The following is a 15,861-nucleotide window of genomic DNA, read 5'->3' on the forward strand; positions in this document are numbered from 1 at the left end:
AAGCATACTATTAGTATATCGAACAATTTCTAGGAATTTTTACCCATTCCATTAATTTCGTGAAGCCTTTTAAATTGAAGCTGGCGAAAACACAAGTATGATTTTCCTCTATATACAAACTATAAAGAGAAATTAATCCAGGTAAAAGGAGTTTTGAAGCATGAAAATTAAAGCAGCCGTTACCCATGGTCAAGGTCAAGAGTTTAAAATAGAAGAAGTGGAACTGGCAGAACCGAAAGCGAATGAAGTATTAGTGAAAATTGTTGCGGTTGGTGTATGTCACACTGATGCAGTTGCCCGCGATGCAGCGATAGCCCCCCTTCCGGCTGTCCTCGGCCACGAAGGCTCAGGGATTGTCGAGAAGGTTGGCTCAGGAGTGCATTCTATTGAAAAAGGAGATCACGTAGTTCTTTCCTTCGCACACTGCGGACAATGCCATAACTGTTTGACTGGCCAACCGACTGTTTGTGAAGTATTCAATGATTTGAATTTCGGCGGCACAGCGGATGACCATACCCATCGACTGAATCAAGATGGCCAGGAATTATCAACATTCTTTGGCCAATCATCTTTTGGTACATTTGCGATAGCCCATGAACGAAATGTGGTGAAAGTCGATAAAGACGTCGATCTTTCCCTGTTAGGGCCACTGGGCTGTGGTATCCAAACGGGTGCTGGGACGGTATTGAACAGCTTGAAACTGGAATTTGGTTCAACAATTGCCATCTACGGAGCGGGAGCTGTGGGGCTGAGTGCCATCATGGCGGCGAAAATCACAGGCTGCCAGCATATCATTGTCGTCGACATCCATGACAGCCGCCTTGAATTGGCAAAAGAACTCGGAGCTACACATGCCTTGAATGGCTCCCATGTGGATGTGGTAAAAGAGATCAAGAACATTACAAACGGCGGCACGAACTATGCTATTGATACAACCGGCGTTCCCCCGGTCGTCCGTCAGTGTCTGCAGGCACTCCGTCCATTAGGAAAAGCCGCAATAGTCGGAGTCACTCCTGAAATGAATATTGATGTCCATAATGATATCATGGCGGAAGGCAAGACCATGATGGGCGTCATTGAAGGAGACTCTGTTCCACGTGTATTTATCCCTCAGCTTGTGGAGTATTACAAGGAAGGCCGTTTTCCTTTCGACAAATTGGTGAAATTCTTTGAATTCGGGCAAATTAATGAAGCCTTTGAAGAATCCAAAAAAGGAAATGCCATTAAACCCATTTTAAGAATGGGATAAACGATGAATAGAAAAAGACATGGAAGCGCCCATGTCTTTTTCTATTTACTAAATAAAGTATTGATCCTTTCGGTAGGCGACCGCATCCATGACAGCGATTTGGCCGGCTTCATGGAAAACCTCGATTCGATAAAAACCAGTCCTGAAATTTCGTCTCGTTTCCGTCGCCCGTGCCGTGATTTTATCTCCAGGCATGGCGGCCGCAATAAATTGGATATTCGTTGAAAGTCCGACCGATGTTTTCCCATAGGCATTGCAGGCAACGGAAAACACATGGTCCGCCAAGGCGTACATGACGGCACCATGCATGGAACCGTGAGCATTCACCATGTGGGGAAGCACTTCCAGTTCCGCTTCCGCTAGTCCGGGTCCGAATTTTGTTAAGTGAATGCCTAATGATTGAGCATAAGGATCATTTTTGACTGTCTCATATATGTGGTCATAGTGCTCTTCGTGAATTTCTTGTTCATTGATCTTCTTCAATTCCTTCTCCCCTTATAAGTTAGTACGTTTCCAAACTTCATTTGCTTGGCGGCGATTCCTTGTTGGCACTTTTTCTGATTTTCTAGTAAGCTTTACTTGCCTATCTATTTGATCAATTTATAAGGCTCTTGTCGTAAACTTTCTTGCTATTCAATATGAATTTTAGATAATTTTTTGGTCTTTCACCGAATAACCCTTGTAAGCAAGAAAGAAAAGAGCTATTCAAATTCAATACATTTGTAAAGAAGTGAATGTTCATGTTGACCCATTTTAAAACGTTAAAAGTCATCAATCCTGCTGCTGCTGCTGCTGTAATGGCTATCGGCATATTTTTATTTGCCGCCATTGACAAAATACCGATTTTGAATGATGTTGCAATCCTTCTGGTCATCCCATACATACTAGTAGCCTTGTTCATCTTTTTGTCGATTTTCGTCCAGGTTCTGCAGCCTGATTTCATTACCCCTTTCATCAAAAATCCTGTTAACTCTTTTGTTATGGGTTCCTGGATTGCCGGGGTTTCAGTTGTTTGCAATGTCGTATTGAAATTTTCTCCTGATGCGGATGATTTCATTTTTGGGATTACGGTTATCAACTCGATTGTTTTTCTCTTATTTCTATTTTTTTACCTGCGGAATTTCTGGAGGCTGCTCATCGAACCATGTAAACATGAAGTACATGGAGTCGTTTTACTATCAACTGTATCGACCCAGTCCATTGTCATCCTATGGGTTGAATTAGTCCCATCGCTGTCTCGAATGCTTGTGGCCGTGGGTATTGGCATGGGCCTCTGTTTCTACATAGTTGGGATCAGTTTGATTTTCTTAAGGTATCTTCGTTCAAATGAATGGTCCCTTTCTGAGGATTGGACGAACACCAACTGTATTATTCATGGTGCCCTGTCCATTTCGGGTCTCGCCTTGGTCTTATCCCATTCAGGTTCACCAGGCTTTATACTGCTGTACTGGCAGAGTGTGTTTTTCCTTTTTGCCTTGATCGAATCGTTCGAACTGGCAAGGGCCGTAATAAGGGTGAAGAAGTATGGATGGAGAAAAGGTCTGTTCACCTATCAAGTCAGCCAATGGTCAAGGAACTTTACGTTTGGGATGTTCTATGCTTTTACCCTCTCACTGGGGAATGACCCCTTCTATGCAGGAGTTCATCTCCCCTTTCAAACCTTCTTCTTACCCATTCTTGCATGGATTGTTTTTCTCCTGCTTATGGTGGAAATTTGCTTGTGGATTTACATCAAAATGCCTCACAAAAACGGAGAGACAGATTCCTTGTCCAAAGCCTGATTCCCATTGAGAATCAGGCTTTTACTATCCATTCTTGTCCTTCCTGTCCAGTTACTCATGCTTCCCTGGACTAGCTCTTATTCTTATTTTGCATAATGTCTTTATTTAAGGAGAATTTAAATGGTATCTGAAGGCGATATTCCGTTTCGGGTTAACCATATTCTTAAAAAAGGAGGGCGTTTTCATTGGATCCATTTAAATTATCTCCCCATGAATCCCTGGATCTTCATGAAGCTATCAATTTAAAGACACTGTGCGTAGCAAAATCGAAGTTGATGCAAGGGCTGGTGTTCGACCAGGACTTAAGGGAATTGATGGAAAAGGATGTCCGGCAATCGATGCAGGATCTTGCTGAGTTACAAGAAATTTATAAACATGCACCATTCGAGGCTACGGTTCCAGAGAGCCGGCCGACCCCGATCATCGGTGACAAGGAGGGGAATATACATTGAATCAGGACTATCTAGATCCCATTAATGCGCTGAATATGCCCGAATTGGCGGACACCACATTTGCTCTTGATTTCCTGGTACGCGCCAAGGAAGCTGTCAGGAATACAGCTGTTGCTTTATCTGAAACCATTACACCTGAACTGAGAACAGTCCTTCGCAAACAACTTTTTCAAAGCATCGCCATGCATCAGGAAATCACCGAGCTGATGGTGAAGAAAAAGTGGTTCCACCCTCATGACTTGAGTGAACAATATAAATTGGATCAACTATCAGCCAAGAACACCCTTATGATTGCCAACATGGACCTGTTCCCTGTTGATTCGAACCGGAAAGGAATGTTCGACCGGACACCTGATGATCAATAACATTGGAGGTAAAACAGCATGAAAGCAGTAACTTATCAAGGCATAAAAAATGTCGAAGTGAAAGAAGTGCCGGATCCGAAGATTGAAAAACCGGACGATATGATTATCAAAGTCACCAGTACAGCGATTTGCGGTTCGGACCTCCACTTGATCCATGGAATGATACCAAATATGCAGGAAGACTATATCATCGGCCATGAACCAATGGGGATCGTTGAAGAGGTCGGACCGGATGTAAAAAATTTAAAAAAGGGTGACCGCGTCATCATCCCCTTCAATATTGCCTGCGGCGAATGTATCTATTGTCAGAACCAGCTCGAAAGCCAATGCGATCAATCGAATGACAATGGTGATATGGGCGCCTACTTTGGCTACTCGGGTAATACCGGCGGTTATGCAGGAGGACAGGCTGAATACCTGAGGGTCCCATTTGCTAATTTCACCCATTTTAAAATTCCCGAATCCTGCGAAGAACCTGATGAAAAATTAAGCTGTATTGCCGATGCGATGTCCACCGGCTTTTGGAGTGTAGATAATGCGGGGGTAAAAAGCGGAGATACCGTCATTGTCCTTGGATGCGGTCCGGTCGGCCTTTTCGCCCAGAAATTTGCCTGGATGAAAGGCGCCAAACGAGTAATTGCTGTCGACTACATCAAATACCGCTTAGAGCACGCAAAACGGACGAACAAAGTCGAAATCATCAACTTTGAAGACCACGAAAATGTCGGCAGCTACCTCAAAGAAATCACCAAAGGCGGCGCAGATGTGGTCATTGATGCGGTCGGAATGGATGGCAAAATGACGGACATGGAATTTCTCGCTTCCGGCTTGAAGCTCCAAGGAGGTGCCATGAGCGCGCTCATCATCGCAGCGCAAGCGGTACGCAAGGCGGGGACCATCCAAATCACAGGTGTTTATGGCGGCCGTTATAACGGTTTCCCTCTCGGCGATATCATGCAGCGGAACATCAATATCCGCTCTGGCCAAGCACCAATGATTCACTTGATGCCGCATATGTATGACCTGGTCACTTCTGGCAAAATCGAACTGGGCGATGTGGTCACACATGTCCTTCCATTGAGCGAAGCCAAACATGGATACGAGATCTTCGATACCAAGACGGATAACTGTATTAAGGTTGTTTTAAAGCCTTAGGGGGATCATGGATCCCGGAGCGAATCCAGGGTTTTTTGGCTGTGATTCCGGATGTGAGACATTCTGTTTGTTGGAGTGTGATGGAATAGGCCCTGCTTCCACACAAAAACTGCTTTTTCCCCGAAGTGTGATGGGATGTGGTCATTGGTGTTAGCCCAGCGCAAACACCCACCGTCGAAATAAAAGGAGGTTTATGAAATGGAATATGCAATGCACGAAGTCCTGGAAGTCCAGGAAATGGCATCATTTAAGACAAATTGCTTAACAAAGTCCAAAACCATGAGAGCCCTTGTATCAGACGAAAAGTTGAAGAGAATCATGGAAAAGGATGTGGAGCTTTCTACGCGCCAGCTTGAGGAATTCGCGGGTATTTTGACAAAAGCCAAACAATGATGAGGAGTTGAAGATATCATGAATTTTATCGTTGAAAACCTAACGGGCTTGAAAGCACTGACAGATCAGGTCGTAGCAACCGACCTCCTGATTTCAGCTAAAAGCGGTGTCCGGAATTATGCCATGGCCGTTACGGATTCAGGGTCCCCTGAAATTAAAGAAGTCCTGATCAAGCACCTTGAAGATGCACTCGATATGCACGAACAAATCGCAAATTATATGGTGGAGCGCGGCTGGTACCATGCCTTTGATACTAAAGAACAGGTGAATCTCAATCTGCAGAATATCAATACAGCCTTAAAGCTTCCCACACTATAAGAAATCGAGGAGCAGACTGGATCGATCAGGGAGCTGCTCCTTCATTTTCTCTCGCCATCTACCCCGCTCCCTCTGTCAGTGTGAATCATTTTTTCTTGAAATACGATCAGCAGATGAAGCCCAATCAAACGATTATTCATATAGGATGTTCATGTTTCGTACTCCTTTTGGAAATCCACACCAGTAATGGTCCATACCCCAAACCAATCAACAGATAGGCTGCGTTTAGAGCCGCAGTTTCGATAATACTCCATTCAAGAAATTCAACCAGTACTAAAGATACCAACAAATAGATATAGCCATTCAAACAGACAAACACCCAGGAATGTAAGGAATCGTTTGGCTCTCAGTATAAATTCACTATGAATCCTATTACTAAAAATCAGAAGCGTCAATGGAAGAATTGCATTCCGATATAGTAAATAAGCCGAAAACAAAAAAGGATCTTCGGTTCTGTTTATTAATTCCAAATTCAACATCAGGACAGTCTTGATATTTATGGTTAAACTGGCATAAAGCATATAAAAAATGCTACTTTCCAAAAACGAAAATGACTTCCCCTGAAAAAACAAACCGAGAAAGTCGTTAAGAATAAGACGATCATCCGGGGCAGTGCCAACGTTCATAAATCTCCTTCTCTAATACTGTGACTTTTCTTCATTATGTGTATAAGCCGGGAGACTTTATTCGAAATTGTGGAAACCTTCATTCCCTTTTCAGGAAGATACAAAAAAACCTGGACGCTGATAACCGTCCAGGTTTCATCCATATACTAATTACTTGGCATTCTCATCCGGCTGATGAATCCCGAAGATATTTCCTTCCGTATCCTTATAATATCCCTGCCAGGCCATTCCTGGAAGAGCATATTTTGGCATAGCTACAGAGCCGCCGTGTTCAAGGATTTTTGCTTCTGTGGAATCATAATCAGCCACTCCCAATGTACAAGCATATCCATTCATGGGCTGCCCGGCTTCGGGCGGCGGCCCTTGGCGCTGCATCAGTGCCCCATTGATTCCCGGTTGTTCTTCCCCGCCTGTTACTGCCCCCTTATAAGGCATGCCGGCATATTCGCTCCAATCTTCAAATGTCCAGCCAAATACTTCTCCATAAAACGTTGAAGCGCGAGCCATGTCATCAACGTGAATTTCAAAATGAACGATTCTTCCCATCGTTACCCTCCTGTTTTTTCTGAATTTTCAAACCACTTATATACTTCTCTGCCAGCGGAAAAAATCCTCCTTGTAAATCGGACAAATATTCGGATTCCTATATTTTTTATTATATTCTCATCTTAATTTGGTAGCTTTGCTGCAAATCAGCCTATTTACCCTTTCAAAAAGGAATAAACAGGAGAAACAACTCGCATCTATCGATTTCCTTTTGGAAAAGGACGCCAAAAGATCATTTTTCTAAAAAGCGGATCTATCATGCTGATAATTTTGCGCAAGCCTATAACTACAGGATTAGCTATGTCCCTCATGCTGCCAGTCGGTATCGAAGCCGTATCTGCTGAGAGCAATTCTGTCAGTGCATTATCCATTTCTTCTATTACCGAGAGATATGTGAATTATCCGCTGTCTCTGCAGGCGCGGAATCTTTTCAATTGGGGCCATTCATGAGGATTTATTGAAACGGCACTGCAAAAGGTAGAATCATTATAGAACAAAAGACCAGGAGATGCTTTTTACAATCGTTGTCATCCGTGTACTTCCCGGTGAAAACCCGGCTATTTTTGAGACATTTGCCGCTTGATGGATCGAATCTGCCCACGGTGATTGATTTCGTCTTCCATCACATGAAACCATAAATAAAAGTTATTATAAGGAACGCCGTTTCCCCACTCGTTTTCCTGTTTCAGCCATTCATCATCAAGTTTTTTCAATGCGCTGATCGTTTTCTTCCTCATTTGGGACAATTCCCTCAAATAAAACTCGATTGGATGATCTCTGATGTTCTCTCTGGCGGTATGCCCCAGTTCCAATGGAGTTTTCCATTTCTGCAGTTCCTTCTCATTCAAGTCGCGGCTTTCAAACGAAATGACCTGATGAACATATTCAATTGACGCTATATGCAGTAGAAGTGATCCTATCGAGTTACCACCTTCATCTGTCTGGAATTCCAGTTCTTCTTCGTCAAGACCTTTAATTTCTTCCAGTGTGACAGCCCTTGTATGTTCCAGCATGGAGACAAGTTCCCCAACCTTTTCCGTATACCCCTCGACCTGTCTAATTCTGTAATCAATCATATTCCCAACCTCCCAACAAATCTACTTAATAGAATATCAGCTTTTCGTGCAAAAAATAGACTGATAATAATTGGATAGAAATGGTATAATGAAATCAGGAACACTCCTTCCGTCTATAAAAAAAACGCCCTGTGCAGCTCCACAGGACGTTCATACCTATTAACACACAGCGTCGTTCCCTAAAAAGACCAATCCATTGCCTTCCTGATTAACATCAAGCGTCATATTTTGGGTAACTGATTCAATTGCAGGGTCGACCGCTACAGTAATTTCATTCACTGTTTGTACAACATCATTCTCTTCAGGCTCATCCAGAGCCAGTCCTACTTTTGGCTGTCCTCAGCCGAAGCCGGCGAAATGAAATCGGATATTTTTTGCTTCGTTATCCTGCAGCATCTGCTTCAAGAAATCACGAGCTTGATCAGTAATTTTCACTATTTACACCTCAAATACTTTATTTCTATCATATTTTACAAGACAACTCCCGTAAATGTCGACTATCGGGCTCACGACTTCCCTTAATCAATGGTGAATGGCAGCTCCTCCAGCCTCTCTTCATACTGTCCGTCGAATTCGGCAGGCATAATATTATCACTAGAGAATTCATGACTTGATACCAAATAATGATTCTTCCCATCTGTAAAGTACATCTGGGTTTCTTTTGAACTCCCAAATTGAGTCTCTTCGTATATGTGCTCAACCTGGTAAAAACCTCTCTCATCGAACTGCACCTCATAGTGATGTTTAGTAGGTTCACCTGAAGATTCACCCAAGGTTTTTGCCTCTATGACAAGCTCTCTCTTGGTGGTAAGATCGGGTGATACTTGCGGGTCTTCCGGTATCCATGAAGTAAGCCCGGTTAATACAAACATAAAGGTCAGTGTCTGATGCATTGAAGCCCTCCTTACGCTTATAAGTGTGTTCCGTGGAATGTGAGCTATGTAGGGATTGGCAATGAAAGTCATTAGAACAAAGCCATTTTCCGTTATACCCAGAAACTTTCTATTAAAACTTGAGTTTTTCAACGTACTAAGCAAGCGGAAAAATCACTTAGAAATATGCGAAGCACCTCTTCAAATACATCAATTCAAAACCCACATCAAAACGTCTTGAAACCCTATTACATACACTCAGGCCAAAAAGATAAACCGAACGGTCTTGAACCCCGCTAAAGCGTCCTGATATCTTATTCCAGAACCAATCCGTAAGCGTCTTGATCAGCCACGACAGGCATAAGCCAGACGGCAGGGAAGTTCTTGACGGATTGGCTTATGACTACGAGGCCCAGCCTGGAGCTCGATGCATAACTACCCTTTCTTCTCCTCCCCACATGATTTTTATAGATTCCTAAGCAAAAAACGCACCAGCAATAATGCTGATGCGGCTCTAAATCACATTTATTTCTTTCGTTTATCTTTTGCCTTCAACAGCTGATTCATTCTATCAGAACGGGAGGTTTCATCTCCTTTTTTCTCCTGCTTTGCCGGTGGATTTTCAGGCTCTTTACGCTCCGCCTTTAGGGCGGTTGCAGAATTTTCTCGGACAGGAGGGATCTCCTCTTTTTTCCTCTCTGTTTTCTTTTTAACAGTGGAGGTTTTCAACTTTTTGAAATGCTCCATCTTTTCGCGTTCACTCTGTTTACGTTCAGACTGTTTCTTCGCTTTTTTACCTGCAATGTTCGAAGCCGGTCCCAGAAGCCCGAACCGGCGAAGGGCAATTTCCAGGAACAACAGGAAGAATGCTATCACCAGCAGCCACTCAGAAATACTCGTCTTCGTAAATGATTTCGGCAGGTTGCCCTTATACAAGTCTTCAGAAGAATGGAGGACTTCTCCTCCACCAGCTTCTGCTATTCTCTCTAAAGCTGTGCTATCCCTCCCCAAAAGCTGATATTCAGATGAATAGGGAACAGATATTCCTGTTTTGAATAATCCGGAACCTCCAGATTCATTCTCCTCTGTTAGCTGCAGAAGGTAATTACCTGGATTTGCCGGAAACGTCAATTCAAATTGACCCGGCCCTGTGGTTTTAAAGGAAGATGAAACCTCTCCACCTTCATTGTTCACAAGGACTGCTTCCATTGGTACACCTTGATAATCTGGCTGTGTTATCGACACCTTCATGTTATTTTCTTCCCTTGTCTGGCTGACTTCGAAGGCTGTGTTTTGGTAGGTAGGGAAGCTCCAGGTGATCAGCTGATTCCACATGTCCGGCCACCTATTCCATTTCGGCCACTCGCCGGCCCATTCACCGGGAATGTCAGAGGTCCAGGCAGCCGTCCTGCCCAGCCCGTACTGCCATCTGGCCAGGACGGAGTCTTCTTTTCCGCTCTGCAGAATGGATTCCGCCCTTCCTTTCAAGGAGGTCGCAATGTAGGCATTCATCTGCGGTATTCCTTTGCTGAACAAACCAGCAATTTGGCTGCCCTCAATAACCGCTGGATAAAAAGGATCATCCTCTATATAGGTCCTCGTCGTCAACACCGTCTCCCTTGATAAAATGCTGGGGATCGTGGAAGAATCAATGACATCATAAAATCTTCCGCCGCCTTCCTCAGCCAATTGTTCAAGAAGGACCCTATCTGAACCATCCCCTATGGCAACAGTCGAGAGCGTGATATTATTGGTTTTTCCCTCCTCGATGGTCGTCAGGTAGTCCGGGGAGGTTGCCGATTGTCCATCCGTCAGCAGGATGATATGTTTACGCTGCAATTCGAGAGGAGTCAGCTGTTCATATGCCAACTCCAGTGAAGGGAAGATGTTGGTCCCTCCTCCAGCAGTGAGGCCGGTAATCTGTTCGATGACCTTCTCCTTATTTTTAATCGGCTGTGTTTTTACCAACTGCCATGGACGGTCATCAAATGCAATGAAACCAAGGGTATCCTTTTCCCTGAGAAGTTCCGCTGAGCGGATGGCGGCCTCTTTTGCCAGTTCAATCTTGTATCCTGCCATACTTCCAGACCGGTCCAGGACGATCACCATTCCCAGTGACGGCAGTTCTTTCTTCCCTTTCAGCTCCATATCGACCGGAAGCAGCTTTTCAATCGGTGTTTTGAAATATCCTCCTAGTCCAAAACTGTTGTCCCCTCCGGCCATTACAAAGCCGGCACCGAAATCCTTCACTGCACTGTGGATCAGGTCCATCTGCTGCTGGCTGACCTTTGTGGCCGGTACATTGACAAATACAATCGACTGATACTGCAGATAACTTGAAAGATTGGTAGGCAGCAATTCTGGCTGTGTGATTTCCATGGACAATCCTGCTGCAGAGAGAGAATCAGTCAGGTTTCTCCCCTCGCCTTTCGTGTTCTCTACGACAAGGACTTTCGGATCCCCTTGTACATTGGTGAATGCAAACGCTTCATTGTTTTCACCCACTGTGTCCGAATCTGTTATCACCTCAGCTCGATACTGCCTGAATCCTTCACTGGCAGCTTTATGCTGAAAGGTAAAGCGGTTCTTTCCAGGCTCTACCGCCACTTCACTGTCTACGACCGGCTTTTCATTTTCAAAAATTCTTACCCTGCTTTCTGTGTTGATATTGCTGTTAATCTCAACTTCCAGCTTTGCGGTTTCTCCGATAAACTGGTTATCGGGAATATCAAAAGCACTGATTGAAACATCCTCACCGATAACAGGTTCAACCGGAAAGACATCCACCGTCAAGCCCTGCTGTTTTAAGTAGGCAGCCTGCTTAACAGCATCCCCTGTGTTCTCGTTTCCATCAGACATCAGAACGATCCTGCCTTTGTTGTATGAAGGAATAAGGCTTCCTCCAAGCCGTAGCCCGCTGGAAAGATCGGTGCTGAAGGTTTCAAGGTCACTCCGAAACTGTACATCCGCACCTGTTTTTCCCTTTAAAGGCCTTTCGACAACTGCTCTTTGTCCAGTGGTGACAACTCCATATTGATCATCCGGATCCATTTCCTTTACAGCCTGATTAATCGATTGTCTGATTGTTTCTTCTTGAGTATGCAAACTGTCAGACAAGTCGGCAACAAAAACCGTTGAGGCTCCTTTAACAGGAAATAAGATCTGAATGCCCGCCAATGCGAAAACGAGCAGCAAAATAATGAAGGTACGCATGGTAAGAATCACTCTTTTTTCTAGAAGCGGGATACTTGTCCGGCTCGTCCAATACATAAACAATCCCGCTGCTGCTGCCGGAAGGAGCAACAGCCATAGAGGCTGATCAAGCTGAAATTCCACGGCGGTACACCTCCCATTCGACAATCAGCAGGATGAAAGCAAACAGGGCTGCCCATTTCCAGAGCGGGTGGATACTTTGGTTCTCCTGCTTCTCTTCATTGGAACCACCAAGAGTAAAGGATGATTCCGGAATTATTGATTGTTCTTTCTCAGGAAGAAGGACTGCCAGGTAACGGTATCTCGTTCCGGAAGATATTGTTTCTTTGACCTGGTACACGCCCGGATTACCAGGCGCAGCAACCATTTCCAAGTCTATCGGCAAATCAATGACTGTCTCCTCATTTGTCACGTCAATGATCTCCGCTCTTTTTGCATCCGCAGAGAATGTTATCGGCATCTGTTCATCCGGTTCTGCATACCCCAGCGATTGGTTTTCCTGCTGAAGATACTCCATGGCGTTCTTTATAAAAATCGGAAAGCCCGGCTGAAGCGGCCAATCGGAATCCTGCAGGTCGAACCCTGCCAAAACCAATGGGCTGCCTCCAAAGCTGCCTTTACTGATGACTGGTGCTTCCCCGCTCGATACTATGGTCTCCAGATTTTCAGTTTCATAAGGAAACCTCGATTGCAGGAAAACCTGATTCATATCGACATAGCGGAGCAGCGGACTAGAAGAAGAGCTTTCCAGTTCTTCCCCGGCTTCCACTTTTGGCTTCACATTAAAGGTGCCGCCTTCAGCTGGTGATAAAATCAGTTTTGGTCCATTCGGCCATTTTTCCTGTTGAATCCCGGATAGAATATATAGAGGATTTTCCTCTTCAGGATAGTCCCATTCTCCCTGTTCGTCAGCAGACAAGACTACAGGGTCAAAGCCAAGAAGCGGAAGGGCTTTTTCTAAAAATGGATTGGTTTTACCTGCCAGATAGACCGTTGCCCCTGCCTGTCCGCCTAAAAATGCAGAAATCTGGTTATCAGCAGCGAAAGCATCTTCATTTGCAAGAACGGCTTCATAATAATCTGCCTGACCAAGGCCTTCCACGAACATCAATTCTGTTGCTTCTGCTTTTACTTCGAAGCGTTTTTTCACCGTACCTTCCCCGCCTTCAATCTCCACGGTTACTGTTTGATCTTCCTTGCTTTCATTGGCTACTGTCACTACCCCCGTAATCATGCCTTCTGTTTTAGCCACACCGAAAGATTTCAGTGAGAGGTTATTCCTTTGCTTACCGATATTATGAACGACAACCTTATTACTGAAAGGCATTTCCTCGATTTCCTCCTGAGCCAAGGAGTCGGTATAGAGATGAATCTCGCCATCCCCTTCAGGTACCAGGGATGATGCATACCCTGCAGCCTGGACGATGCTGTCTTCCTGCAAAGAAGGAATCAATTCATTTACCTCATTTTTCATCCGTTGTTTTTCCGATTCATTGGTAAAAATCAATTGAGGGACTTTACCTGCAGTTAGCAGGCTCATCTGTTGTTCGCTTCCAAGTGAATCAATTATCTTCAGCACTTCCGTTTTCGCCTTTTCAAACCTGGTCGATCCGTCCTCGTTTGCCTGCATGGTAGCTGAAGTATCAATCACTACCACAATATGAGCACCATTGATCCCCTTTCCTGAGAAGAATGGCTGAGCCAGTGCAAGGATCAGGAAACAAACGATCAATATCTGCAGAAGGAGCAGCAGGTGGCGCTGAAGCTTCCGCCACCAGCGGTTCGCTTTCCACTCCTGTATGAGCTGATCCCAAAGGAGGGTGGAGGAAATCTGTTGTTTCGTGAACTGCTTGCGAAATAAATAAAATACTATAAGAACGGCCAGAAAGCTTGTCAGCCAAAAATAGGCTGGTGTTAAAAATCCCATTGTCTCACCTCACATTACCCATCCTTTTCCAGCCATCAACGAAAAGATCAGCTCCTCCAGATCTTGGCTGCAGGAACACTGCAGAAAGCCGATTCCCCTTCTCTGGCAGAATTCCTCAATCTCCGCATTGTGAGCTTTCAGCCTGGATCCATAGTCCTTGAGTACAGAGCTGCTGATGGAAACATCCCGCTCCTGTCCAGATTCACTGTCTATCAATTTCAGGTCTCCATGGTAGGAGGGCCGAAGTTCATACGGACTCAATACTTGAATGATCCGGATTTCCTGTCTGGAAGCCTGAATCCTTTTCAATGCCTGTGTCATTTCTTCTACAGGCTCGAGAAGATCACTGATGATGATGCACAGTCCGTTCCGTTTCTGCTGGATACCGCTGAGTTCGGATGAAAACCTCTTCCTATTGGCAGATAACGTCAAATCGCTGATATAGTTCAACAGCCTGCCAGCATACGCCCGCCCTTTCTTATAGGTGAAATGGGGACTGCTGCAGCCGACAGGAAAAACCGAAACCCTGTCATCATTCGCCAGCGACATATAGCCGAGACAGGCCGCAATAGACTTTGCCATCTCCCACTTTTCACCTGGAACCATCATTGACTTTGAACCATCAAGGTATAGGGATACGAACAATTCCTGTTCATCGAGATACCGTTTGATATAGTGCTTCTGCGTTCTGGCATATGCATTCCAGTCGATCAGCCGCGGGTCATCTCCTGGGGTATATGCCCGGAAATCGGAAAATTCAAGAGATGTCCCCTGCTTGGACGAACGCCTCTCCCCTTTATGCATCCCCCTGACAGACTTGCGGAGAATAAGGGAATGCTTGACGGCGCGCTGCAAAATTCTCGGGGAAAGCTCGATTGTCATTTTGATTTCACCGCTTGATCGGCGGAAGCAAGGACTTCCTGGATGATTTCGTCAGGCGTAACTCCAGACGCTTCGCCTTCGAAATTCAGAAAAATCCTGTGGCGCAGGACAGGGAAAGCCGCCTTCTTCAGATCTCCGACAGACACATGATATCTCCCTGAAAACAAGGCCCTTACCCGTGCGACTTTGATCAAGCTTTGCAATCCCCTCGGTCCTGAGCCGTACCGGACATTTTTCTTCACGATATCCGGAGCTATCTCCTCATTTGGCTGTGTAGCCATGATTATCGTGACCGCATAATCGAGGATATGATCAGCGAGCAGAAGTTCCTTTGCCAGTTTCTGTGTACTCAGGATGAAGTCCCCGTCCACTTGTTGATTCAGCTTGATTTCATCCACACCGGTGGTTCTCAAGGCAATCTCTTTCAACTCTTCCCTTCCCGGTGCTTCGACGTTGATTTTTAATAAAAAGCGGTCCATCTGGGCTTCCGGCAGAGGATACGTCCCTTCCAGTTCAATCGGGTTCTGCGTGGCGAGGACGAAGAACGGATTCGGCAGCCGCTTCATTTCCCCCAGTACGGTGACGGTCTGCTCCTGCATCGCTTCCAGAAGTGAACTCTGTGTTTTCGGTGTTGCCCTGTTGATTTCATCCGCCAGGACAATATTCGAAAAGACCGGACCTGGATGGAATTGGAACTTCTGGTTGCCTTGTTCATCCGGCTGAATCATCATGGTGCCCGTTATATCTGTCGGCATCAAATCCGGGGTGTATTGGATACGTGAAAATTGAAGGTCCATGACATCGGAAATCGTTCTGACAAGCATGGTTTTACCAAGCCCAGGCAATCCTTCAAGTAAGGCATGGCCGCCGGCAAAAACCGCCCACAGCACCTGCTCGATGGTTTCTTCCTGTCCAACGATAAACTTCCCGATTTCCTCTTTAATGTGTTGATATGTTTGCGCTGCCTGCTGCAGCTGCTGCTCTTTCACTGCAAGTTCTGTCAATT

General features: G+C 45.1%; 16 protein-coding genes. 8 read left to right on the top strand and 8 right to left on the bottom strand.

All coding sequences use genetic code 11. The features are described 5' to 3' along the window. The first annotated feature begins 160 nt into the window (after positions 1 to 160). Positions 161 to 1,249: an NAD(P)-dependent alcohol dehydrogenase gene (locus AC4E8A_RS12915; RefSeq protein ID WP_490193560.1), complete on the top strand. Its 1,089-nt coding sequence runs from the start codon at positions 161 to 163 to the stop codon at positions 1,247 to 1,249. A gap of 48 nt (positions 1,250 to 1,297) precedes the next feature. On the opposite strand, the gene AC4E8A_RS12920 is transcribed toward AC4E8A_RS12915, so the two are convergent. After that, on the bottom strand, positions 1,298 to 1,732 hold the full coding sequence (locus AC4E8A_RS12920; protein WP_490193561.1) for a PaaI family thioesterase: 435 nt from the start codon (positions 1,730 to 1,732) through the stop codon (positions 1,298 to 1,300). Between the two features lie 257 nt (positions 1,733 to 1,989). Here AC4E8A_RS12920 and AC4E8A_RS12925 point away from each other — a divergent pair, with 257 nt between their 5' ends. From AC4E8A_RS12925 to AC4E8A_RS12950, 6 genes are all read left to right on the top strand, one after another. Continuing rightward, positions 1,990 to 3,030: a TDT family transporter gene (locus AC4E8A_RS12925; protein ID WP_490193562.1), complete on the top strand. Its 1,041-nt coding sequence runs from the start codon at positions 1,990 to 1,992 to the stop codon at positions 3,028 to 3,030. Positions 3,031 to 3,215: 185 nt separating this feature from the next. Continuing rightward, positions 3,216 to 3,482 (top strand): spore gernimation protein GerQ, encoded by a 267-nt coding sequence (locus AC4E8A_RS12930; RefSeq protein WP_490193563.1) that lies wholly within the window; start codon positions 3,216 to 3,218, stop codon positions 3,480 to 3,482. Further along, the gene (locus tag AC4E8A_RS12935; RefSeq protein ID WP_490193564.1) at positions 3,479 to 3,847 is read left to right on the top strand and encodes a spore coat protein; all 369 of its coding nucleotides are present in this window, start codon (positions 3,479 to 3,481) and stop codon (positions 3,845 to 3,847) included. The genes AC4E8A_RS12930 and AC4E8A_RS12935 overlap by 4 nt, the downstream gene beginning before the upstream one ends. 18 nt (positions 3,848 to 3,865) lie before the next feature. After that, positions 3,866 to 5,002 carry a zinc-dependent alcohol dehydrogenase gene (locus tag AC4E8A_RS12940; protein ID WP_490193565.1) on the top strand — a complete coding sequence of 379 codons (1,137 nt, stop codon included), beginning with the start codon at positions 3,866 to 3,868 and terminating at the stop codon, positions 5,000 to 5,002. Positions 5,003 to 5,200: 198 nt separating this feature from the next. Continuing rightward, on the top strand, positions 5,201 to 5,395 hold the full coding sequence (locus AC4E8A_RS12945; protein WP_490193566.1) for a hypothetical protein: 195 nt from the start codon (positions 5,201 to 5,203) through the stop codon (positions 5,393 to 5,395). A gap of 18 nt (positions 5,396 to 5,413) precedes the next feature. Further along, positions 5,414 to 5,713 (top strand): spore coat protein, encoded by a 300-nt coding sequence (locus tag AC4E8A_RS12950; RefSeq protein ID WP_490193567.1) that lies wholly within the window; start codon positions 5,414 to 5,416, stop codon positions 5,711 to 5,713. A gap of 776 nt (positions 5,714 to 6,489) precedes the next feature. Here the strand turns inward: AC4E8A_RS12950 and AC4E8A_RS12955 are convergent. Then, complete coding sequence (locus tag AC4E8A_RS12955) at positions 6,490 to 6,885, bottom strand: VOC family protein (protein WP_490193568.1); 396 nt, start codon at positions 6,883 to 6,885, stop codon at positions 6,490 to 6,492. A gap of 258 nt (positions 6,886 to 7,143) precedes the next feature. Here AC4E8A_RS12955 and AC4E8A_RS12960 point away from each other — a divergent pair, with 258 nt between their 5' ends. Beyond that, a complete protein-coding gene (locus tag AC4E8A_RS12960) occupies positions 7,144 to 7,335 on the top strand; it encodes a hypothetical protein (RefSeq protein WP_490193569.1) in 192 nt (63 codons plus the stop codon). A gap of 107 nt (positions 7,336 to 7,442) precedes the next feature. On the opposite strand, the gene AC4E8A_RS12965 is transcribed toward AC4E8A_RS12960, so the two are convergent. The 6 genes from AC4E8A_RS12965 to AC4E8A_RS12990 form a co-directional block, all read right to left on the bottom strand. Further along, a complete protein-coding gene (locus tag AC4E8A_RS12965) occupies positions 7,443 to 7,961 on the bottom strand; it encodes a DinB family protein (protein WP_490193570.1) in 519 nt (172 codons plus the stop codon). A 518-nt stretch (positions 7,962 to 8,479) separates the two neighbouring features. Beyond that, positions 8,480 to 8,854: a hypothetical protein gene (locus AC4E8A_RS12970; RefSeq protein WP_490193571.1), complete on the bottom strand. Its 375-nt coding sequence runs from the start codon at positions 8,852 to 8,854 to the stop codon at positions 8,480 to 8,482. A 504-nt stretch (positions 8,855 to 9,358) separates the two neighbouring features. Then, a complete protein-coding gene (locus AC4E8A_RS12975) occupies positions 9,359 to 12,169 on the bottom strand; it encodes a VWA domain-containing protein (protein WP_490193572.1) in 2,811 nt (936 codons plus the stop codon). Next, positions 12,153 to 13,973, bottom strand: a complete 1,821-nt coding sequence (locus AC4E8A_RS12980; RefSeq protein WP_490193573.1) for a vWA domain-containing protein — start codon at positions 13,971 to 13,973, stop codon at positions 12,153 to 12,155. Before AC4E8A_RS12980 ends, AC4E8A_RS12975 begins: the two co-directional genes overlap by 17 nt. Before the next feature lie 9 nt (positions 13,974 to 13,982). Further along, on the bottom strand, positions 13,983 to 14,855 hold the full coding sequence (locus AC4E8A_RS12985) for a DUF58 domain-containing protein (RefSeq protein ID WP_490193574.1): 873 nt from the start codon (positions 14,853 to 14,855) through the stop codon (positions 13,983 to 13,985). Continuing rightward, positions 14,852 to 15,859 (bottom strand): AAA family ATPase, encoded by a 1,008-nt coding sequence (locus tag AC4E8A_RS12990; RefSeq protein WP_490193575.1) that lies wholly within the window; start codon positions 15,857 to 15,859, stop codon positions 14,852 to 14,854. Before AC4E8A_RS12990 ends, AC4E8A_RS12985 begins: the two co-directional genes overlap by 4 nt. Positions 15,860 to 15,861 lie beyond the last annotated feature (2 nt).

The sequence above is a fragment of the Bacillus sp. SRL337 genome (assembly GCF_984799155.1).